22 protein-coding genes are annotated in these 19,315 nt (G+C 64.8%); 3 read left to right on the top strand and 19 right to left on the bottom strand.

Annotation, left to right across the window (positions count from 1 at the left end):
- Nucleotides 1–8: 8 nt before the first annotated feature.
- From AB7535_RS21760 to AB7535_RS21735, 6 genes are all read right to left on the bottom strand, one after another.
- Nucleotides 9–929, bottom strand: a complete 921-nt coding sequence (locus AB7535_RS21760; protein ID WP_085404366.1) for an SH3 domain-containing protein — start codon at nt 927–929, stop codon at nt 9–11.
- Nucleotides 930–943: 14 nt separating this feature from the next.
- Entirely contained in the window at nt 944–1,240 is a 297-nt protein-coding gene (locus AB7535_RS21755) for a hypothetical protein (RefSeq protein ID WP_071912259.1), read from the bottom strand.
- 108 nt (nt 1,241–1,348) lie between these two features.
- Nucleotides 1,349–1,900 (bottom strand): inner membrane-spanning protein YciB, encoded by a 552-nt coding sequence (locus AB7535_RS21750; protein WP_085404236.1) that lies wholly within the window; start codon nt 1,898–1,900, stop codon nt 1,349–1,351.
- A gap of 14 nt (nt 1,901–1,914) precedes the next feature.
- Nucleotides 1,915–2,490 carry a hypothetical protein gene (locus AB7535_RS21745; protein ID WP_085404237.1) on the bottom strand — a complete coding sequence of 192 codons (576 nt, stop codon included), beginning with the start codon at nt 2,488–2,490 and terminating at the stop codon, nt 1,915–1,917.
- A 76-nt stretch (nt 2,491–2,566) separates the two neighbouring features.
- Nucleotides 2,567–2,830, bottom strand: coding sequence for a hypothetical protein (locus tag AB7535_RS21740; protein ID WP_085404238.1), 264 nt, complete (start codon nt 2,828–2,830; stop codon nt 2,567–2,569).
- A gap of 79 nt (nt 2,831–2,909) precedes the next feature.
- The gene (locus AB7535_RS21735; protein ID WP_354124548.1) at nt 2,910–4,307 is read right to left on the bottom strand and encodes a carotenoid oxygenase family protein; all 1,398 of its coding nucleotides are present in this window, start codon (nt 4,305–4,307) and stop codon (nt 2,910–2,912) included.
- Nucleotides 4,308–4,413: 106 nt separating this feature from the next.
- Here AB7535_RS21735 and AB7535_RS21730 point away from each other — a divergent pair, with 106 nt between their 5' ends.
- Nucleotides 4,414–5,148, top strand: a complete 735-nt coding sequence (locus AB7535_RS21730; protein WP_085404240.1) for a TetR/AcrR family transcriptional regulator — start codon at nt 4,414–4,416, stop codon at nt 5,146–5,148.
- Between the two features lie 21 nt (nt 5,149–5,169).
- On the opposite strand, the gene AB7535_RS21725 is transcribed toward AB7535_RS21730, so the two are convergent.
- A complete protein-coding gene (locus AB7535_RS21725) occupies nt 5,170–5,775 on the bottom strand; it encodes a hypothetical protein (protein WP_354124546.1) in 606 nt (201 codons plus the stop codon).
- 160 nt (nt 5,776–5,935) lie between these two features.
- Between AB7535_RS21725 and AB7535_RS21720 the strand changes: the two genes are divergently transcribed.
- A complete protein-coding gene (locus AB7535_RS21720; RefSeq protein WP_071912271.1) occupies nt 5,936–6,493 on the top strand; it encodes an SET domain-containing protein in 558 nt (185 codons plus the stop codon).
- Nucleotides 6,494–6,643: 150 nt separating this feature from the next.
- Here AB7535_RS21720 and AB7535_RS21715 read toward each other — a convergent pair whose 3' ends face one another.
- The 10 genes from AB7535_RS21715 to AB7535_RS21670 form a co-directional block, all read right to left on the bottom strand.
- Nucleotides 6,644–7,042, bottom strand: coding sequence for a hypothetical protein (locus tag AB7535_RS21715; RefSeq protein WP_085404367.1), 399 nt, complete (start codon nt 7,040–7,042; stop codon nt 6,644–6,646).
- 37 nt (nt 7,043–7,079) lie between these two features.
- A complete protein-coding gene (locus tag AB7535_RS21710) occupies nt 7,080–7,310 on the bottom strand; it encodes a hypothetical protein (RefSeq protein WP_439036812.1) in 231 nt (76 codons plus the stop codon).
- Nucleotides 7,311–7,692: 382 nt separating this feature from the next.
- Complete coding sequence (locus AB7535_RS21705) at nt 7,693–8,748, bottom strand: threonine aldolase family protein (protein WP_085404242.1); 1,056 nt, start codon at nt 8,746–8,748, stop codon at nt 7,693–7,695.
- Nucleotides 8,749–8,765: 17 nt separating this feature from the next.
- Nucleotides 8,766–10,403 carry an ABC transporter permease gene (locus AB7535_RS21700; protein WP_085404243.1) on the bottom strand — a complete coding sequence of 546 codons (1,638 nt, stop codon included), beginning with the start codon at nt 10,401–10,403 and terminating at the stop codon, nt 8,766–8,768.
- Nucleotides 10,400–11,461 carry an ABC transporter ATP-binding protein gene (locus AB7535_RS21695; RefSeq protein ID WP_085404244.1) on the bottom strand — a complete coding sequence of 354 codons (1,062 nt, stop codon included), beginning with the start codon at nt 11,459–11,461 and terminating at the stop codon, nt 10,400–10,402. Before AB7535_RS21695 ends, AB7535_RS21700 begins: the two co-directional genes overlap by 4 nt.
- 4 nt (nt 11,462–11,465) lie before the next feature.
- Complete coding sequence (locus AB7535_RS21690) at nt 11,466–12,473, bottom strand: extracellular solute-binding protein (protein WP_085404245.1); 1,008 nt, start codon at nt 12,471–12,473, stop codon at nt 11,466–11,468.
- Nucleotides 12,474–12,504: 31 nt separating this feature from the next.
- Nucleotides 12,505–13,575, bottom strand: coding sequence for a pyridoxal-phosphate-dependent aminotransferase family protein (locus AB7535_RS21685; protein WP_049810273.1), 1,071 nt, complete (start codon nt 13,573–13,575; stop codon nt 12,505–12,507).
- A gap of 104 nt (nt 13,576–13,679) precedes the next feature.
- A complete protein-coding gene (locus AB7535_RS21680; protein ID WP_085404246.1) occupies nt 13,680–14,177 on the bottom strand; it encodes a LeuD/DmdB family oxidoreductase small subunit in 498 nt (165 codons plus the stop codon).
- Nucleotides 14,174–15,436, bottom strand: a complete 1,263-nt coding sequence (locus tag AB7535_RS21675; RefSeq protein WP_085404247.1) for a 3-isopropylmalate dehydratase large subunit — start codon at nt 15,434–15,436, stop codon at nt 14,174–14,176. Before AB7535_RS21675 ends, AB7535_RS21680 begins: the two co-directional genes overlap by 4 nt.
- Before the next feature lie 2 nt (nt 15,437–15,438).
- Nucleotides 15,439–16,119: an RraA family protein gene (locus AB7535_RS21670; protein WP_085404248.1), complete on the bottom strand. Its 681-nt coding sequence runs from the start codon at nt 16,117–16,119 to the stop codon at nt 15,439–15,441.
- 90 nt (nt 16,120–16,209) lie between these two features.
- On the opposite strand from AB7535_RS21670, the gene AB7535_RS21665 reads away from it, so the two are divergent.
- Complete coding sequence (locus AB7535_RS21665) at nt 16,210–16,944, top strand: IclR family transcriptional regulator (RefSeq protein ID WP_085404249.1); 735 nt, start codon at nt 16,210–16,212, stop codon at nt 16,942–16,944.
- 232 nt (nt 16,945–17,176) lie between these two features.
- On the opposite strand, the gene AB7535_RS21660 is transcribed toward AB7535_RS21665, so the two are convergent.
- Both AB7535_RS21660 and AB7535_RS21655 read right to left on the bottom strand, forming a co-directional pair.
- On the bottom strand, nt 17,177–17,764 hold the full coding sequence (locus AB7535_RS21660) for an ANTAR domain-containing response regulator (RefSeq protein WP_085404250.1): 588 nt from the start codon (nt 17,762–17,764) through the stop codon (nt 17,177–17,179).
- The gene (locus AB7535_RS21655; protein WP_063982316.1) at nt 17,761–18,936 is read right to left on the bottom strand and encodes a transporter substrate-binding domain-containing protein; all 1,176 of its coding nucleotides are present in this window, start codon (nt 18,934–18,936) and stop codon (nt 17,761–17,763) included. Before AB7535_RS21655 ends, AB7535_RS21660 begins: the two co-directional genes overlap by 4 nt.
- Nucleotides 18,937–19,315 lie beyond the last annotated feature (379 nt).

Raw genomic sequence — 19,315 nt, 5'->3', positions numbered from 1 at the left:
CTCGCCCGTCAGCTGCAATTCGTAACCTGGTTCGAGCACAGCGAGCGCCACCAGCCGCGGACGCCGTCCTGGCTCTCGACGAGGCCCCAAAGTCCGCTGCAGGCAAAGATGCGCTTCGGGCCGCCGTCGGTGTCGATTGGGCCTCCGAGCTCGCGCTGGGCCGGCATCCATTTCGCATCGACGAACGGCGCCTGGAAAAGTCCGCCCATGCGCGTCGCGCCATTGGCGTAGGACGCGCCGACCTTGTTGGACGCGACCCAGCCGCGCCCCGCATAGGGTTTTGGCGCGCTGCGCGGATATCTCTTGTCGTCCTCGTAGTCCTTGCCCGGCGGTTTTGCGCCTTCGATCAGAAACCAGCCATCCTTGAAGCCGATGATGCGGAATTCGGTGAGCCAGCCGCCGTCGGGCGTGTTCTCGGCACCGCCAAGCTTCAGACGATAGGGCGGCGGCAGCGTGCCGAGCACGCGCGCTTTCGCCGAGGGCTCGGCGCGCACGTTGAGGCCATCAGGATCCTTGTCGATGGACCAGGCGCCGAGATCACACGGCTCGGTCCCATCGGGCAGCGTTGCGCGCCTGGCGGCGAGATCGGCGTGGAGCTTTGCGAAGTCGGTGTCGTCGTTATCAGGGTCCGGCGCGCTGCGCGGCTTCAGCTCGGCCGAGACCGCGCGCGTCGCATCCGGCGTCAGCGTGACGACGAGGGCCTGGCGCGCAGCGAACACGCTTGCCGGTGTCTTTGGATCGTTCGACGAGGCCGGATAGACGGCGAGGGTGCCGGTCGATCCTTCGGTCCGGTAGGCCGTGCCGGCGACATAGCCCGCCGGCACCATGGCGAGCGCGCTTGCACGCCACGCCGGTTCGGTGTCATCCGCGCGCGCCGCTTGCGTCGCGACACACAGGATCGTTGCCGCGATGAGACGGAGCACGCGCACGGTTCGCAACGTGCCTACGCGCGCGCGCCCGTGAACGGAAAGCTGCCCATCGGGCCGATGCCCATCTCGCCGCTCATGCTGTCGCCAGAGACCGTTCCGATGAACTCGAGCGTCAACGGCATCGGATTGGTGATCGAGACTTTCCAGTTGACGGCGTCGCCGCTGATGGTGCCGTCGAAGATCTCGGCCGAATTGCCGTCGGCGCCCTGCGTTCCGGTCAGTGTGCCGCCGGAGTTCAGCAAGGTCAGCGTGGCCTTGCGCTCGCCCATGGGCGTCGTCATGGTCAGAGTCCAGTTGCCGTCCACGGCCATTCGTGTCTCCCAACTTGTTCCCGGCACCTCGCGACAATCCGCAAGGTGAGCCAGGGACGCCTATAGCCTAACTCGGGGGACGTGCCTAACGCTCTCTTTGACGCGCCCTTAAGCGCGGGCTGCGCGAATACGGCTGCCGATGAGCAGGCGGAAGGCCACGTACTGGATCGCGAACGCAACGATCTTCGCGCCGATCAGGACCACCGAAATATAGAAGGCCCACAGCTTCATGTCGCCGGTCATGGCAACCGCAACGGTCCCCGCGGCGAGCGCAAACATCAGCGCGGCCCAGGCGTAGCCCGCGACGGTAACGTATTCCGGAATGGTCTCGGTCACGATCGCCGGCAGATAGCGCAGCATCCAGCCGCGCTTGAGCATGATGATGCCGATCGCGACATGCCCGATCGCGGGCTTCGCCAGCACGAAGCGCGGATCGTGGGTGAGCAGCGTTGCGCCACCGAGCACGATGACGAGGCCGAGGCTCGCCCAGGTCATGTAGCCCAGCGTCTGGCCCTTGACCCGCGACCAGACCACCTGGCCGATGGCGCCAAGGATCGCGACTGCGGTCGCGAGGATGACGTTGTCGGTCACGAGATAGATTACCAGGAAGACGATGGTGGAGAGGAAATCAGAGACGAGCCGGCGGAATACGTCTTTCATCGTCTGTCCTGTCTTCAATGGGGGTGGGGCAGCGCGGCGGCGGGCGCAGCATATTTGATCTGGCGATACTCGGGATACCATTTTGTGAAGTAGATCGCGCTGTTGCGGGCGGCGAAGGCGACCGCAAGGCCCGACCAGAGCGGCAGGCCGGGGACGTAGAGCAGCGCGATGTTGGCGGCCATCATCAACAGCGCGGCGGCGGTCCAGGCGCCGGTGATGACGTAGTTGGCGGTGAGGAAGCCGGGCATCGCCGCCGTCTCGGCCGGGACCGTTTCAACCGCATATTGCAGCGTGAACGGGTGGCGGACCAGCATCGAGCCGAGCGAGATGACGAAGATGCCGATATCGACCGACAGCTTGACGCCCAGCGTGCCGAGCTTCGGGTCGATCAGCGCGAGGTAGAGGCCGATTGCGGCGAATACGATCGCCGAGCCCATCGCCAGGATCTTCACGGAGCGGCCGCGCGCGACATCGACCGTGATGGTGGCGAGGCAGATCGCAGACGCGGCAAACACGCTGATCGTGGCCGACGTCACCAGCATCAGGAAGGTGTAGGCGCCGTAGGGCGCGAGGATCAGGAAAATCGCCATGAGCCGCCTCGGTCTGGCTAATCTTTACGATGTAAAGATCAATAAATCAGGAGCGGTGCTGGGTCAAGCGAAATCTTTACAGTGTCAAAATAACGTAGGTGACTTCCAAAAAGTGAAGGGCAGCAATGGCTTGGTCGGATGCCTCGTCGGCGAATTCCGCCCAGGGCAGGCGTGACAGGATCGGCAGCGCGGCGGCGAGCAGGAGGCCGACCGAGAGCAAGATGCCGCCGTTGAAGATGACATGGCCGCTCCGTCGCAGCCGGATCATCCGGAGTGCGAGCGCGCCGCAGGCCAGGGCGAGGACGGCAAGGCAATCTGCGGTGATCGAGGGCATGTGCATGCGAGGCCTCTTTGGTGACATCCGCGATGTCATTCCGGGGCTCGCGACGTCGTCGCGCCCCGGAATGACGAGGCGAGAGTTACTGCGCGCCCACCCAATTGCCGTGAAAGCCGTCGGGCACGCGGTGGCCGAGCTGCACCAGCGCGACGGGGCCGGCTTCGACATCGGTGGCGTTGAACACGGCGAGGTCGCTGCGGTTCTCCCGCGCGCGCCAGACCACCGCCAGCAGCCAGCCGTCGCCTTCCGCTGCATCCGTCGCGCGTTCGACGAACACCGGCTCTGAGATGGTATCGCCGGCCGGCAGCAGATAATGACCGAGCCGTCTGCCGTTGCCGTCGACATGGACGACGCCCGACAGCGCGCCGAACATCGGCAGCCGCGGATTGGCGCAGGCGTACCAGCCGTGACGGCTTTTCAATCCCGCGCGGCGGTCGTCGATGCGGGGGAATTCGCCGGTGAGATCGTCGAGATAGGTCTGCTGGAAGCGGTCGGTCTTCCCTGAGAGATCGAATGTCCAGCGGCAATGGCGGGCGCGTGATTTCTCCGGATCAGTCGGCCGGCCATCGGGATGCGGAAACAGCGGCGCTTCCTCGAACTGCATGACGTCGGCGATGATGCGGTTGCCGTCCTCCCACGCATTCATGATGTGGAAGACGTAGCAGGCTTCACCGCGGAACCAGACGATGTCCTTCGCCGTGCCGTTGCGCTTCATCACGCCGACATAGGCGCCCTTGTCCGGCTCCCAGGCATAGGGCGGCCGTCCGCTCATCGCGCGCTCCATGCTGCCGGTGATCGGCAGGATCGGAAACAGCGCATGGTTCTCGGTGACGATGAAGTCGTGCACCATGCTGGCGTAGGGCGCCTCGAAACGTTCGAAGCGCGTCGCCTTGCCGGAGGCGTCGATCGATCCGTAGGAGAGGGCGGGCGTCAGCGGACCCGCGGCGTTGTAGCCGAAGAACACGAGCTCGCCGGTGATCGGGTCGACCTTCGGATGCGCCGTGAAGCTGCCGGCGACGCGACCCTGATAATTGTGATAACCGCGCGTCGCCAGCGTGCCCGGCTCGATCTCGGTCGGCAGATGCGCTTCTTCCAGCGCCAAAAGCTTGCCGGCATGAAAGATGATGTTGGTGTTGGCGACGCCGCCGTCGGTGAGGTTTTGTGGCGCATCCGGCAGCTTGCGGCCGAAGCCGCCGAACAGCGCGCGGCCGGCATCGTGCTCGGCCAGCCATTTCGGCGTGCGGACCCAGCGGTTGCGATAGCTGGCGCGGCCGTTCTCGAGGTGGAAGGCATGCAGCATGCCGTCGCCGACGAACCAGTGCGCACCGGGCGCATCGAACTGCGGATTGGGACCGTTGCGATAGAGCACGCCATTCAGATCGCGCGGCAATTCCCCGACGATTTTGAGGAATGGCGCATCGGCTTCGAATGGAATCGGACCGAGGTTATGGCGGCGCTCGGTGACGGCGTCGTGCTGCACGACGTATCCCTCCCTATCTTTACATCGTAAAGATCGAATAATGCCGATCGCCGCATTCGTCAAGTGAAATCTTTACACTGTCAATATTGCGTCATATAGCTTGCAAATGGCCAAAAGCGACACCAAGAGCGAAACAGCGCGCAAGCCGCGTACCCCGAGCAAGACATCGACGGCCGCGAGCGCGCAGGCGCGTTCCACACGCCGTCCGGCAGTAGCGAAGACGGAGACGCCGTATCATCACGGCGCCCTGCGCGAGGCGCTGCTCCAGGCCGCCGAACGGGTGCTGGAGCGCGACGGGCTGTCCGGCCTGACCTTGCGCGCAGTGGCGCGCGAGGCGGGCGTCTCGCATGCCGCGCCGACCCATCATTTCGGCGATCTCACCGGCCTGCTCAGCGAGCTCGCGGCCGTCGGCTTCCGCCAGTTCAACGCGGCGATGGCCTCGTCCTGCGACGCCGCCACCACGCCACTGGAGCGCGCGCTGGCGCGGCCGAAGGCCTATGTCGCCTATGCGCAGGCCCATCCCGGCATGTACGGCATCATGTTCCGCACCGAGCGGCTGGACTATTCCAGGCCCTCGCTGCACGAGGCGGCCGAAGCCTCCTTCGCCGGCCTTGCCAATGCCATCGGCATGATGCGGCAGGAGCAGATCAGTGGCGACGCACTGACGCTGAACCAGGGCGCCGCGATCGCGCGCGCCTGGTCGATGGTGCACGGCTTCACCATGCTGCTGCTCGACGGCCGTCTCGAGGACATTCTGGGGCGGCTGCCCGAAGGGACGACGACCGAACAGTTGCTCGAGGCGATGCTGACGGCGCCCATCACGGCGAAGCTGCCGGCATAGCGCCTTCGGGCGGGCGCTGCCCTAGCGCATCGTCGCGAGTTCGACCGCACGTCCACGCGTGCCGACAATCTTCACCTCGTCCTTGCCGCAAGTGAAGCTGCGGGCGAAATCGTCCGCCGCCTTGCGCGCGAGCTCATTGGCGGTGGGGTTGGCGATGGCATCGACATAGGCGACGTGGCAGACCGGCCCCGGCGGCAGCCGCGTCACGACGAGCATGGCCTTGGTGTTCGGCCGTCCCTGCTTGTCGGGATCGGTGCCATCGGCGATGTGCCAGCGCTGGATCATGGCAATCGGCTTGGTGCCCGCGCTACGCCATTCGACGGTGGCCTCCGACGAATTGAATGGCGCGAACCAGACCTTTGCCGCCGGTTCCTCCGCTGCGGCCTTGCGGTTGCGGCCGACCGAGACGATTTCGCGCAGATCATCCTCGGCGATCAGCACGATCAGGCCGTCTTTTCCCGGGCAGGCCCGCGTGGTGCTGCCGTCGAGCTCGCTGGGCTTGCCGATCTGGCGGCAGTCTTTTGGCAATGTGGAGGAATAGGTGCTGCCCATGGATTGGGCGGCGACGTGACCCGCGCTCAGGCAAGTCAGCAGCACGGTCAGACAAAGGAACGCGATACGCCTCATGACGACGCCTTGATACAGAGGGAACTCCCTCCATCAGACGTCTTCACTGTGGGCAAGGTTCAAACAGAGGCGGGATGTACCTGACAGCGGCGCGGAATCGTTCTAGAAGGGCGCCTTCCGCTGCGCTTACCGCGCTTCGTCCGCGACATCTCATTCGATCATGCCAGCCATCGCTTCCAGCAAATCCTATCGCGTCGGCCGTTCCAAGACCGGACTTGGCCTCTTCGCCACCATGCCGATCAAGAAGGGGACCCGGATCATCCGTTATTTCGGACCGATCCTGGACTCCAGAATTCCCGCGCACGACGAAATCGAGAACAAATATCTGTTCGAGCTCAACAACCGCTGGACCATCGACGGTTCGGTGCGCAAGAACCTCGCCCGCTACATCAACCATTCCTGCCGGCCCAACGCCGAGTCCGACGTCCGGCCGCGCGAGCGCAAGGTCTTCATCCGCGCCATCAGGAACATCGAGCCGGGCGACGAGATCAACTACGATTACGGCACCGACTACTTCAAAGCCTATCTGAAGCCGATCGGCTGCAAATGCCCTTCCTGCGAGGCCAAGCGCAAGAAGTTGCGTGCCGAGGCCCGCGCTGAACGCACCAAGGTGAAGGCGCGCACGGAAGCCAAGGCCAAGAAGGCGGGCGCGAAGGCCGGCAAGAAGAAGCTCAACGGCCATGCCGTTGGCAAGAAGAACGGTCGCGCGCGGGCATAGCACGAGGTCGAGCCCCCAGCTCCGCTGTCATGCCCCGGCCTTGACCGGGGCATCCAGTACGCCGCAGCCCGTCCGCATACGTCTACTGTCTCTGGAATACTGCGTCGCCCGGCCCGGCCGGGCGACGACTGCGAGTGGTCGAGCCGAACCTCACGCCGCCACCACATTCCCGCTCTTCCGCAATCCCACATATTGCAGCTCGGCAAACACGCCGGTCGCAATCGCCTGCGCGACGACCATGAGCTCGCCGCCGATGTTCGGCGACACCGCGCCCGAGAACAGCAGCGCGATGCTGCCGACCGTCCAGGCCGCGTTGCCGACCACGACCAGCAGCACGAGCGGCCTCGGCGCGGAGGCACGCGAGGCAAGCCAGCCGACCAGCGCGGTGTAGGCGATCAGGAACAGGCCGGTCTCGCGCAGCAGCGCTTCAGGCAAGTTGAACAGCGATGCGAACGCGCCGGCGCCGAAGGTGAAGCCGACGGCGGCGACGCCGCTGAAGATGGCGTCGGCGAGAAGCGCGCGGCGCAGGAAGGTGGATGCGTCGATCATCGTGGTCTCCATGGTTGGGTTGGGCTTTGGGGTGAATTCAGTGCCGTCCGCGCCACCAGGCGCGGAGCAGGCGGGCGAGGCGGAACGGGTAGAGGCTCTTGCCGACGCCGTGCTCGAAGGCTGTGACCTGCGCGACGACATAGTGGCCGGTCGAATGCACCAGGGGCTCGGGCATGTTGAGGCTGCGTGCCAGCATGCGGGTCGCGAGCGTCACGGCCCAGGGAACAAGGTGGTCTGCGATGGTCCGGTAGAGCAGCAGCGCGATCATGGTCATCTCCTGTCGCGACCGAAGATGCGCCGTGGCGGGGACCAATTCGATTACCTCGCGGGTAAAAAATGCGCCCGTTCGCGACAGTCCTAAGGTGTTCGATGCTGTTCGCGAGGTGCGCTCAGGCTGGTCACCGTGCGCAGTCCCGAGACCATCGCTCTACTGGAAAGATGGGCCGGTTATTTGAAGAAGCGTTCCGACAGGCTCTACCGGCAAGACATCAGGCGCCCTGATGTGCTTGCCTTCTTTCGGGCGATGCAGGCTGAAGGCAGGTTGGAGACCCGTGACCGAGTCCACAGTATTGGTGAGCAAGTCTGCGACTACGCCGACCTCGAAGGTGATAGTTACAATCCGTTCCGTGCATGCAAGAAGCAGCTCACTATCAACGTCTCGACACCGCGCGATCGACGAGCGCGATGACCTCGTCGGCTTCCTGTTCGGTGCTGTCAAAGCGAGCCACGAATCGGATTACGTCCTGGCCCCGTCGCGCGAATTGCAGCCCGCTCGCTGCAAGACGGTTGATGGCCAAAGCGGGCAGGTTGATGAAAACCAGATTGGCTTCCACTGGCGCAATGAGCTGAACGTCGGGCAGCGCGGCGAGACCCGCTCCAAGACGCGCGGCCACGGCATTGGCCTTCGCCGCGAGCCGCAGATAAAGGCGATCCTCGACGTAGGCGAGCAGCTGTGCAGACGCAAAGCGCATCTTCGACGAGGTCTGGCCGGCGCGGCGAAGCCGATAGGACAGGGATTCGACGAGATCCTGGTCGAACACCACGATCGCATCCGCCGACATCACCCCGTTCTTGGTCGCCCCGAAGGACAGGATGTCGACGCCGGCGCGCCATGTCATGTCGGCCGGGCTGCAATCGAGCCGCGCCAGCGCGTTGGCGAACCGGGCGCCATCCATGTGCAGCGACAGATTCCTGTCGTGGGCGATTGCTCCGATTTCGGCGATCTCGGCGAGGGGATAGATCGTTCCATATTCGCTGGCCTGAGTGATCGACACCGCATCGGGCTGGGAGCGATTGCGGACTCCCCAGGCCGCCTGGCCCAGCGCCTGGCGCAGGCTCGACGGCTCGATCCGAAAGTTTCGGCCGGACATGGCGACGAGCTTCGCGCCGCCTGTGAAGGCTTCGGTCGCGCCGCCTTCCGCGGTGTGGATATGCGCCTCTTCGTGACAATAGATGGCGCCATAGGGCCGCGCGCAGCTCGCGAGTGACAAGGCGTTGGCCGCCGTACCGGTCGAGACCGGGAACACGGTGACCGCGGTCTCGAACAGCTCCGAGAAGCGCGCATTCAACAATCTCGAATAATCGTCGTCCCCATAGGCGGCGGCCGGGCCGCGATTGGCCTCGGCGATCGCTCGCAGAATCTCGGGGCAGACCGGCGCGACATTGTCGCTGCGGAAATTCGGGAGCGTCGGGGCTGCTTCGTTCATACCGTCCTGTCCTGCCGTCATATCACGGTTGATTCCTGCTTGTTGATGCGCCGGTTGATCAGGAGCAACGGGATTGCGGTGACGAGGATAAGCACCGCGGCCGCGGCGGCCGCCAGACCCGCGCCGGTGCCCTCGATGGCATGGTACATCACGACGGTCGTGGTGACCCAGCCGCTCGCATAGAGCACAATGGTCGCGCTCAACTCGGATGCCGCGGTGATCCAGACCAGTACCAGCCCGCCGACAAGGCCGCTGGCCATCAACGGCACGGTCAGGGTCGCGAAGGTTTTGCTTGGCGAGACCCCGAGATTGATCGAGGCTTCCTCGAGCGAAGGATCGAGCTGGTGCACGATTGCCGAGGACGACCGGATCGCGAAGGGGAGCTTGCGGACGACATAGGCGATGACCAGGATCAGCCAGCCGCCGGTCAGAATCAAGGGACCGCTGTTGAACGCGATGATGAGCCCGATCGCCAGGATCGTGCCCGAGACCGCAAACGGTACCATGCCGACGAAATCTAGCAATCCCGACAGGCGCGAGCGGTGCCGGGCCACGACATAGCCGATCGGAGCGCCGATCAGCATGGTGACGACGGCCGCGATGCTGGCGAGCGTCAGCGTGTTGAGCAGCGGCCGATAGGAGCCCGACAATAGGGTGGCGTAATTGCCCAATCCGAACTCCCAGGTCAGGACAGGGCCGCGAAAGCGCAGGAGGGAGATCATCAACACGGCCGCGAACGGCAGCAGCGAGGCAATCACAATGCCCCAACTCACGATCGTGGCCGTGAGCCGCAGTCCCGGCGTCAAAGGCAGCTTCGCGGGCGCGCTGCGGGCATTGGTCGAAAACCGGCGCTTGCCGAGGTAGTGCCGCTGAACGAGCAGCGCGATCGCCGTGCAGGCGATCAGGAGCACGCTGAGTGCGCCCGCCGCGGCCGGGTTGGCATCAGATTCGCCGGCGAACAGCTTGAAGATGTCGACGGCCAGGAACGGCCGGTCCTCAGCCAGCACCGCTGGCACGCCGAAATTCTCCAGTGCCTCAATGAACACCAATAGTCCGCCGGCAAGGATCGCCGGCATCACGATGGGCAGCAGCACGGTGCGGATCACATAGGGCCGTGAGCCGCCGAGATTGCGGGCTGCCTCCTCCATCGAGGCGTCGACTGCCTGGAATCCGGCCAGCACGGGCATGACGACGTATGGATAGAGCGTCAACGTGAACACGATGACGATGCCGGGCACGCCGTAGATCGATCCGATCGGGATGCCGATCCCGCGCAGAGCGGTGGTGACGACGCCAGCATGGCCGAACAGCAGCACAAGGGCGTAGGCGCTGACGAACGAGGGCAGGACCAGCGGCAAGGACGCAAGCGTCAGCAGCAGCGCGCGGCCCGGTATGTCGATCCGGGCAAGACAGAAGGCGAGCGGGATGCCGATCGCGCATGCGAAGGCCGTCGCGAGCGCGGCGCAGAGCAGACTGTTGCCGATGCTGCCGAGGTAGTAGCGGCTCTTCACAATCGCCGCATAGTTCCCAAGTGTCAGGCCGCCCGTGCCGTCGATCCGAAAGCTTGCATCCAGGACGAGCGCCAGCGGGTAGAGCAGAAACACCGCGAGCAGCACCAGCGCCGCCAGCGTCACGATGGTGGCAAAGCGTTTCATGGCGCCGGATACGCCGTGATCTGGGCAGGGTCGTAGGCAAGGGTGAGCGGCGCGCCGGGCAAGAGATCGAGCGCCTGGCCGCCGAGCGCCGCAATCCGAATCTGGGTGCCGTCGGGCAGGGTTGCGTGGAGGCGTTGTACCGGGCCGAGAAATTCACGCAGCGCCAGACGCGCATGCACAAGCGAGCCACCGGAACCGTCTCGCAGCTGCAGGGCCTCCGGCCTGACCGACAGCAACACCGGCGCGCCCGGCGCTGCGACCTCGCCTCTGACCGTGAATTCCGTTCCGGCTGCTGCGACAGGAGTGTTACGGCCGTCGAAAGCTCCCGCGATGCCCGGCACCATATTGGTCGAGCCGAGGAATTCGGCGACGAAGGCAGTCTGCGGCATCCGATAGATGCGCTCCGGCGTGTCCACTTGCTCGATCTTGCCGTGACGCAAGACGGCGATGCGGTCGGAGATGGCGAGTGCCTCCTCCTGATCATGCGTCACGTAGATCGCAGTCAGGCCGAGCGCCTGCTGCAGCTGCCGGACCTCGATCCGCATTTCGGTGCGCAACTGCGCGTCGAGGTTGGACAGCGGCTCGTCGAACAGGAGCACGGCGGGCTCGATCACGAGTGCGCGGGCGATTGCCACGCGTTGCAGCTGACCGCCGGAGAGCTGGTGTGGTGACCGCGGACCGTAACCTGCAAGGCGCACCCGCTCGAGCGCCTTGTCGACGCGCGATGCGATCTCGGCAGCCGGAACCTTCCTGGCCTTCAGCCCGTAGGCCACGTTTTCGGCGACGGTGTGGTTCGGGAAGATCGCGTAGTTCTGAAACACCATGCCGGTGTCGCGGCGATGCGCGGGCAGAGCATCGATGCGCCGCTCGTCGAAGGAAATGGAGCCGGATTCGACGTCGACGAAGCCTGCGATCATGCGCAGCAACGTCGTCTTCCCGCAGCCTGACGGCCCAAGCAGCGTGAACAGCTCGCCATGCTTGATGTCGAGCGAGATGTCGTCCACGGCCCGCACCGCGCCGAAGGTACGGGTCAGGTTTTCAATCCGGATCGCGGTCATCGGATCAGCGCGTGTTCTGGATCGTGGTCTTCAGCCGCGCGAGGGTGTCGCGACGGGCCGCTTCCCATTTGGTGTCGTCATAGGGCAGCACCTTGACCGCCGCAAACGGCAGCATCCCCGGTGCGACTGCCTCGAGCTCGATATCCTGACGGGCAGGGCGCCGGAACGTCGCCTTCAGCAACATCTCCTGGACTTCCTTGCTGGCCAGATAGTCGACCAGCCGTTTGGCAGGCTCGGGGTTCGGTCCGCCTTTCAGGATGGCCGCGCCTTCGACGCCCGCATAGGTGCCCTCGGCCGGATAGGCGACGCTCACCGGCGCACCGTTATGGGCCCACAGGAAGCCGGCATATTCGAGCGTGATGCCAAGCGGATATTCGCCGCTGCCGATCCCGTCGAAGACCTGGGTCGAGCGGTTGAGCACCTTCGCATTCGCAAGCAGCCCGTCCATCTTGGTCCAGGCTGCGTCGTCCGCGCCCCACAGCGAGAGAAGCGTGGTCGCGGCCGCATATGAGAATCCGGAATTGGCAGGGTCGGTAAAGGCGAGCTTGCCTTTCCATTTCGGATCGAGGAGGTCTGCCCAGGCTTTGGGTCCGCTGGCCTTGTCGATCGCCTTGGTGTTCTGGCCGATCACAACGACCTGGATGTTGGTGCCCAGCCAAAGGTCGTTTGGATCGCGAAATTGCGCCGGCACGGCTTCGCGGCCCTTCGCCGCGTAAGCCTGAAGGTGCGGGCTCGCCAGCCGCAGCAGCGTCGCACTGACGCCCCAGATCACGTCGCCCTGCGGATTGGCGGCCTCGGACGCGACGCGGCGCACCAGCACACCTGATCCGGTCGAGACCACGTCGACCTTGATTCCGGTCGCCTTGGCGAAGCCTTCGGCTACAAGCTTGTTCACGGTGTCGTCGTTGGCCGAATAGAGCACGACGTTCTGCTGGGCCGAGGCCAGCTCGGCCGCGAACAGCGATGCCGCGAGCGTCACGACTCGGGCGAGGATGGAGGCAGGAGATCTCATCGTGGTTCGCCCTCGTGGGTTCAGCGATTGCTCATGCGGTTGCGGCGAGGTACTCGGTGGCCGCCTTGAGCCCGGCGCCGGGTTCGATCGGCAGGCCGAACTTCGTGAGTGCGTCCTCGAGATGCAGAAGGTCGGTCAGAATGGTCCCCGCGCTCAAAGCACCCATCGTGCCAAACCGGATGACACGGCCGGAGAGACGGTTGCGGGCGCCTGCGATCACCGTGCGGTGATCCTGGTAGAGCTGCCGCACGATGGCTCCGCCTTCGAGCCCGTCGGGGACCTTGAAAACCACGACCGTGTTCGAGCGTGGCTCATCGCGGCAAAAATCTGCGAGTCCGAGCGCCGCGCCGCCGGCGCGCAACGCGGCGGAGAGCTTCTTGTGGCGCGCGAGCACATTGGCGAAGCCTTCCTCGTGCATCATCGTCAAGGCCTCACGCAGGCCATAGATGAGGCTCACCGGTGCCGTGAACGCGGTCTCGTTCTGCTCTGCGGATTTCAGCGCGCGACGGAAATCCCAATAGAAGGCCGATCGCTGCTCGTCCTGCCCGATCACGCGCCACGCCTTGGCGCTGACGCTGGCAAGTGCGAGGCCGGGTGGGCACATCAAGGCCTTTTGCGAGGCCGAGACAACGATGTCGACGCCCCATTCGTCCTGCCGCATCGCGATGCCGCCGAGACCGCTGACGGAGTCTGCGATGAGCAGCGTTGGCCGGTCGCGCACCAGTGCGCCGAGCGCCGCGAGATCGGCCACGATCCCGGTCGAGCTCTCATTGTGCACGACGACGACGGCGCGATAGGCGTGCTCGCGCAATCGGGCTTCCACCGCGGCGACATCGATCGCCTGGCCCCATTCGATCGCGACCGTGTCGACGGTGATGTTCATGGCCTTGGCGATCGTGGTGAAACGCTCACCGAACTGACCATGCTCGACTACGAGGATCCGATGGCCCGGTCCGGCCACGTTGACGAGCGCAGCCTCCATAACGCCGGTTCCGGAGCTCGCAAAGAACAGGATGCGGTTCGTCGTGCCTAAAATCGGGCGGATCATCTCCTCCGCCTCGCCGATTGCAGTCCGGCATTCGGGTCCGCGATGGTTGACCATCACCCGAGCCATCGCCTGCCGCACCCGCTCGGGCACTTCGGTTGGACCGGGAAGCCGAAGACGGTATCCCGTCGAAGCAATGGCGCTCGGAGTGTCTGTGGTCGTCATAGCTTGAAGTCACCGTTTTGACGCATGTAGGGAACGAGGCCGCCCGCGCGCAGGATCGCCAGCATAATCGGCGGCAGCGGCTCCGGGCTGAGCGTCTCGCCGCTGCGTTCGTTGCGGATCGCGCCGGTGCCGTCGGAGATCAGGATGTCGCCCTCGCGAATCCCGCCGGTTTCGCAGACAAGCGGCAGCAGGCCGTTGTTGATCGCGTTGCGGTAGTAGGTGCGCGAGAAGCTTCGCGCCATCACCGCCGGAATGCCGGCCCCGAGCACGGTCGTGACGGCAACCTCCATCGCCGAGCCGCAACCGAAATTCTTGCCCGCCACCAGGATGTCTCCGGGTTGCACAGAAGCTGCAAAGGTCGGATCGACATGCTCGAACAGGAATTGCCTGAGAACGGCAGGGTCGAGGCTCTCCCGCTTGCGGGTCGAGCTGATGATGGAGTCGGTGTTGACGTCGTCGCCGACAAGTCGCGCGCGTCCTCGCAGGGCTGTCATCGCGACACCTCGCGAGGATCGGTCACGACACCGCGGGTCGCGGCGGCTGCGCAAGCTGCCGGGGAGGCGAGATAGATCGATGCCTTGGCGTTGCCCATGCGGCCTTTGAAGTTGCGGTTGGCGGTCGAGATCACCGAAACCCCGTCGCCGGGGATCACCCCGCAGGTCCCGCAGCAGGAGCCGCAGCCCGGCTCGACCACGGTGGCGCCGAAGCCGACCAGGGCGTCGAGCGTGCCATCGGCCGCCATGGCGTCGCGGACCTCGCGCGATGCCGGCGTGACCACGAGCTGCACGCCGGGTGCAACGCCTCCACCCGCCTCGAGCACGGCGAGGGCTTGATGGAAGTCGCGTAACCTGCCGCCCGTGCAGGTGCCGAGATAGACCATCTGTACCGGCGTGCCGGCCGCATCCTCGAGCGCCACGACCTGATCCACCAGATGCGGCAGCGCGATCCGCGGCGTGAGGGCGTCGAGCGCGATCTCCACGGTCCGGCTGTAGTGCGCATCCGGATCCGCTGCGACCGGTTCGAAAGCCTGGCCGGTGCGGCCCTGCAGATAGGCGACGGTTTCAGCATCGGCCGGGAAGATGCCGGTCTTCGCGCCCATCTCGACCGCGAGATTGCTCAGGACGAGGCGGTCCTCCAGCGCGAGGGTGGCGACACCCGGTCCCGCGAATTCGAGTGCCTGATAGGCGGCACCGTCAGCGCCGAGCATGCCCGCGAGGGCCAGTGCGATATCCTTCGCATAGACGCCGCTCGGCAGTTGTCCGGTCAGGACGACGCGGATCGAATCCGGCACGCGCAGCCAGATCCGGCCACACAGCATGACCGCGGCGAGATCGGACGAGCCGATCCCGGTCGCAAAGCAATTCAGTGCCCCGTATGTCACGGCATGGCTGTCGGCTCCGACGACCAGACCACCCGGCAGAGCGCGGCCCGTCTCCACGATGAGCTGGTGACCGATTCCTTCACCGGCTTCATGCAGCGTGACGCTGAACCGCCTGGCGAAGTCCCGCATCACGCGGTGCAGCTCGATCGTCTGCGGGCTTGTCGGCGGCACGTAATGGTCGAGCGCAAAGACCAATCGGGCGGCATCGCGCACGTTCTCTCCGCCCATCGCCTTGAAATAGTCGAGCGCCATCGGGACCGAACCGTCGGTGCCGAGCGCGCAATCGACCTCGCAGACCACGAGGTCCCCGGCGTGCGCATCCTGCCCGGATTTTCGAGCGAGGATCTTCTCGGAGATCGTACGCCCGGCCATCGCTAGACCTCTGGCATCTCGCAGCCGAGACGTCGGAGCGAGGCGTCGACCCAGCTACGATCGAGCGTACCGGCTTCGATCGCCGCCATTTGCTTGGTCTCGGCAGACTGCTTGGCTTCGGCTGCCTCGATCACCGCTCGGCAATCGTCGATGGCGACGGCTAGCACGCCGTCGTCGTCGCCCAGCACCAAATCGCCGGACTGGATGACCATGCCGCCGATCGCGATCGGTCCGTTGATCTCGCCCGGACCGTCTTTGTACGGACCGCGATGGGTGACACCCGCCGCGAAAACGGGAAGGGGGTTTGCCCGGATCGCAGCGGCATCGCGGATCGCGCCATGGATAACGATGCCGGCGACGCCGCGCCGGGCGGCCTGCGCGAGCATCATCTCGCCGAAGATTGCGTTGCTGAGGTCGCCGCCCGCATCGACCACGATGACGTCGCCGGCAACCGCGATGTCGAGCGCTTTGTGGACCATCAGATTGTCGCCGGGGCGCGTCTTCACGGTCAAAGCGGGACCGGCCATGCCGCCAGCCGCATGCATCGGCCGGAGCGTGGCGCCGCCAGCGGCCATGCGCGACATCACATCGCTGATGTTGGCGACCGGAAGGGCGCGAGCCCGTTCGACCCATTCGCTTGCGACAACACGCTTGCGGGAAAGGATCCTGAACCCTACGGCCATATCAACCCCATTGAAAATGGAACGGCGTTACGCATAGTGTAACGGTGACGAGCCGAGGTCAACCGAAAATCGGCAGGACAGGGATTTTCGATGCCCAAGACGCAAGGGGTCGCCGCCGTGCAACGGGCGTTGGCGATCCTGGATACCTTCGCTGGAGCCGGGTCGCGCAGCCTGGCCGACATCGCCAAGATCACGGGCTTGGCGAAACCGACCGTGATGCGCTCGCTGGTGTCGCTGGATGAAGCCGGCTACGTCGTCCGCCTCAGCGACGGCCGCTACGCGCTCGGCGCAAAGACATTCCAGCTCGGCACCACCTATCGGGCCAATTTCAATCTCGAACAGCATGTGCTGCCGGTCCTTCAGCGGCTAAGCCAGGAGACGTTGGAGAGCAGTGCGTTCCACGTGCGTGAACGCGATAGCCGGCTCTGTCTGTTTCGGGTGGATTCGCCGCAGCTCGTGCGCGACGTCGCGCGGCCCACAAACCTCGCGCCACTCGATTTGACCTCGACGGGACAAGTGCTGCGGACGGCGCGCTGGGCAGACCGCACGGATGGCGGCGTGCAGGTCTTCGTCAGTTCCGGAATCTACGACGCTGTGACGGCCTCCCTCTCCACCGCCGTTTTCGGCCACGACGGAGCGCTGGTGGGCGCCATGACCGTGAGCGGCCCAATCGAACGCATCCGTCAGGCCGACCTCCAGGCGCTGGCGTCCCGGCTCACCGACGCTTCGTATCGGCTCTCACTTGTGCTCGGCGCGCCATTGCGCCGCGAGGTCGGCGCGCCGCGGATCATCAGTCTGCCATCGGCCGAAACAGGCTCTCCCTGACGCCGCCCCGTTCGGGGCAGGGCACTATTTTCGACCGGCAAGCTCGTGAATAGACTCCGCTCAGGTCTTGTACAGACTGTAGAGACTGGACTCCAAGCTCGCCTCCGCAACTCTGAATCCGGTCACGATGTCCTCGCGAAACTTGAGCCATTCGGCGTAGATCAGCCTACGCCCCACCATTGCCGGTAGGTCAGGCGAAGTGCGGTGAGGAATACACACGTATGGAAGTGAGCTAGCCGGTTGCGCGCGGGAGCATGCCCTTGGCGGTAATCTCCGCCGAAAGTTCTTCGATCGTCTTGCGTTGTTCCATGGCGGCTTTGCGGATCAGCGCAAAGGCGGCTGGTTCTGCGAGCGCGTGCGAGTGCATCACCTGGAGAACGGCGGCGAGCACGACGCGACGCGACCGAAGACGCTGCTCGAGCTTGAGCACCTGCTGCTTCAATTCGCTGGTGCGTTCGCTTCGCTCGATTGCCATGACGAGCGCCGCGTAGATGCCGGCCGAACGCAACGGCTTGACCAGGAACGAGGCTGGATCGAGCTCGAACACTAGCTTCAGCCGGCTTGGCGTTTCGGTGCCGAGCAGGGCGATGACCGGGCAGCGTCCCAGGAACGCGCGTCGTGCCGGTTGCGTCAAAGGCAGGAACTCGTCATCGATCAACGCCAGATCCGGCGCGAAGTCGATCGCCTCTGTCGGCTCCCACGCGATGCTGTCGACCCCAAGACGCTCGAACTGGCGTCGCACGATGGTTGCGTCGCGTTCGTCCTTGATGGCGACGATTGCCTTACGCCCGCGCAGCGAAAATGAAGACGGTCTGCTCATTTTACAACCCGCAAATGCGGCGCATTCGGCAATGCGCCGCCCGCCGAGGTCTCCCTCGAAGGGCTGACGGCAACGTCGAGCTGCGTCAGGTAAGGATCAGGCTTAACAGGCGCGTCGGCTTCCCAGAAGATATCAAACTGTCCTCGCGGATTGGAAACGGCAAGCCGCGGTGTAAGGACGCAATGATTGTTGCCGCCGTCGATCCAGACCGGTCCTTGCGGCGAATTGTAGCGATGGCCGGCCGCGGCGCGCCGCACCTCGGCGATGTTCGATGTGCCAGCGCGCTGCAACGCGCGCGCCAGCAGATAGACGGCGACATAGGCGGACTGCCCGTCGACCGAGGGGCTGCTGTCGTCGCCATAGCGCGCCTTCCAGCGTGCAACGAATGCGCGGTTCTCCGGCAGGCGGATGCTCTCGAAATAGGCCGATGACGTGATGCAGCCGGCCGACGCCGGTCCGACGATCGACAGTTCCGGTTCGCACAGGCTGCAGCTCAGCATCGGAATCTCGAGCCCGGCGGCCTTGGTGCCGGCGTGGAAGGCGCGAATGAAGTCGTAGCTCGAGCTTCCGACCAACGTGTTGAAGACGATCGGCGGCTTGCGGCGGACGATCTCGTCGACGATGTGCCCAACGGCGCTTTCGCCGAGTTCGAGCAGCCGTTCGGCCAGGATGTGGCCGTCTGCCGCGCTGACCAACTCCCGGGTGACGCGATTGGTCTCCCATGTCCAAACGTAATTGGAGCCGACGCAGAAGATCTCCCGTGACAGATTGTCGAGCACGTACCGGACGAGCGGCAGGACGTTGTGATTGGGCGAGGCGCCGACATAAATGACGTTGTCGGAGCACTCGAAGCCCTCGTAGCGCGCAGGATACCAGAGCAGGCGATCGGTGCGCTCCACGATCGGCAGAACTTGTTTGCGCGACGCCGACGTGTAGCAGCCGATGATGTGCTCGACGCCGACATTGCGGATGAGATCGTCGCAGACCGTATGGTATTCGGAGATGATGCCGCGAGGATCGCGGATATGAGCGGCAATCGAGAAGCCGAACTCCGTCTGGTTGTTGATCTCGTCGACCGCCATCATCGCGCTCTTGAGGATCTCGCGGCCCATAGCCTGATATGGCCCGGACTGTGAGCAGATGATGCCAACGGGAACAGACGGTTTTGTCATTGACGACTTTCGGTAGTGCAACGCGAAGATGAAATCATCATCGGCGATGACAGTGCAAGTGGCTTGCCGTTTTGCTGCGCAGCACTATCGAAATTTAGGCAGAGAGCATCGTTGACAATGCGATGGGCAGTTACTTAGACTTTTCTCCTACAGGGCTACCTGTCGAACCTCGCGTGCGCCGATCTGGCCGATGACGTCCAGCTCCTTGCACTAAGTGCTTCGTTCGATTGCGGCCCCTAAGCGATAGATCATAGCCGCGGCATTTGAGCCATTCGTCGCCTCATTCGGGAGGGACGGGTGGCTTTTTTCGTTTGCCGCCAAGGAAGCTGGCGATGCGTCCGCGTCGCCAGAACGGTGACGCATGCGCGGAGACGACCGC

The sequence above is a fragment of the Bradyrhizobium sp. 956_D2_N1_4 genome (assembly GCF_052076025.1).
GTDB lineage: Bacteria > Pseudomonadota > Alphaproteobacteria > Rhizobiales > Xanthobacteraceae > Bradyrhizobium > Bradyrhizobium barranii.
The sequence above is the reverse complement of the archived record's forward strand: the minus strand, read 5'-3'. Positions and strand labels throughout refer to the sequence as shown.

Bases quoted from the DNA above. Each gene is read 5' to 3' on its own strand.
- AB7535_RS21755 (WP_071912259.1), bottom strand. From the start codon at position 1,240: ATGGCCGTGGACGGCAACTGGACTCTGACCATGACGACGCCCATGGGC.
- AB7535_RS21750 (WP_085404236.1), bottom strand. From the start codon at position 1,900: ATGAAAGACGTATTCCGCCGGCTCGTCTCTGATTTCCTCTCCACCATC.
- AB7535_RS21745 (WP_085404237.1), bottom strand. From the start codon at position 2,490: ATGGCGATTTTCCTGATCCTCGCGCCCTACGGCGCCTACACCTTCCTG.
- AB7535_RS21740 (WP_085404238.1), bottom strand. From the start codon at position 2,830: ATGCACATGCCCTCGATCACCGCAGATTGCCTTGCCGTCCTCGCCCTG.
- AB7535_RS21730 (WP_085404240.1), top strand. From the start codon at position 4,414: ATGGCCAAAAGCGACACCAAGAGCGAAACAGCGCGCAAGCCGCGTACC.
- AB7535_RS21725 (WP_354124546.1), bottom strand. From the start codon at position 5,775: ATGAGGCGTATCGCGTTCCTTTGTCTGACCGTGCTGCTGACTTGCCTG.
- AB7535_RS21720 (WP_071912271.1), top strand. From the start codon at position 5,936: ATGCCAGCCATCGCTTCCAGCAAATCCTATCGCGTCGGCCGTTCCAAG.
- AB7535_RS21715 (WP_085404367.1), bottom strand. From the start codon at position 7,042: ATGATCGACGCATCCACCTTCCTGCGCCGCGCGCTTCTCGCCGACGCC.
- AB7535_RS21710 (WP_439036812.1), bottom strand. From the start codon at position 7,310: ATGATCGCGCTGCTGCTCTACCGGACCATCGCAGACCACCTTGTTCCC.
- AB7535_RS21705 (WP_085404242.1), bottom strand. From the start codon at position 8,748: ATGAACGAAGCAGCCCCGACGCTCCCGAATTTCCGCAGCGACAATGTC.
- AB7535_RS21700 (WP_085404243.1), bottom strand. From the start codon at position 10,403: ATGAAACGCTTTGCCACCATCGTGACGCTGGCGGCGCTGGTGCTGCTC.
- AB7535_RS21695 (WP_085404244.1), bottom strand. From the start codon at position 11,461: ATGACCGCGATCCGGATTGAAAACCTGACCCGTACCTTCGGCGCGGTG.
- AB7535_RS21690 (WP_085404245.1), bottom strand. From the start codon at position 12,473: ATGAGATCTCCTGCCTCCATCCTCGCCCGAGTCGTGACGCTCGCGGCA.
- AB7535_RS21685 (WP_049810273.1), bottom strand. From the start codon at position 13,575: ATGGTCAACCATCGCGGACCCGAATGCCGGACTGCAATCGGCGAGGCG.
- AB7535_RS21680 (WP_085404246.1), bottom strand. From the start codon at position 14,177: ATGACAGCCCTGCGAGGACGCGCGCGACTTGTCGGCGACGACGTCAAC.
- AB7535_RS21675 (WP_085404247.1), bottom strand. From the start codon at position 15,436: ATGGCCGGGCGTACGATCTCCGAGAAGATCCTCGCTCGAAAATCCGGG.
- AB7535_RS21670 (WP_085404248.1), bottom strand. From the start codon at position 16,119: ATGGCCGTAGGGTTCAGGATCCTTTCCCGCAAGCGTGTTGTCGCAAGC.
- AB7535_RS21665 (WP_085404249.1), top strand. From the start codon at position 16,210: ATGCCCAAGACGCAAGGGGTCGCCGCCGTGCAACGGGCGTTGGCGATC.
- AB7535_RS21660 (WP_085404250.1), bottom strand. From the start codon at position 17,764: ATGAGCAGACCGTCTTCATTTTCGCTGCGCGGGCGTAAGGCAATCGTC.
- AB7535_RS21655 (WP_063982316.1), bottom strand. From the start codon at position 18,936: ATGACAAAACCGTCTGTTCCCGTTGGCATCATCTGCTCACAGTCCGGG.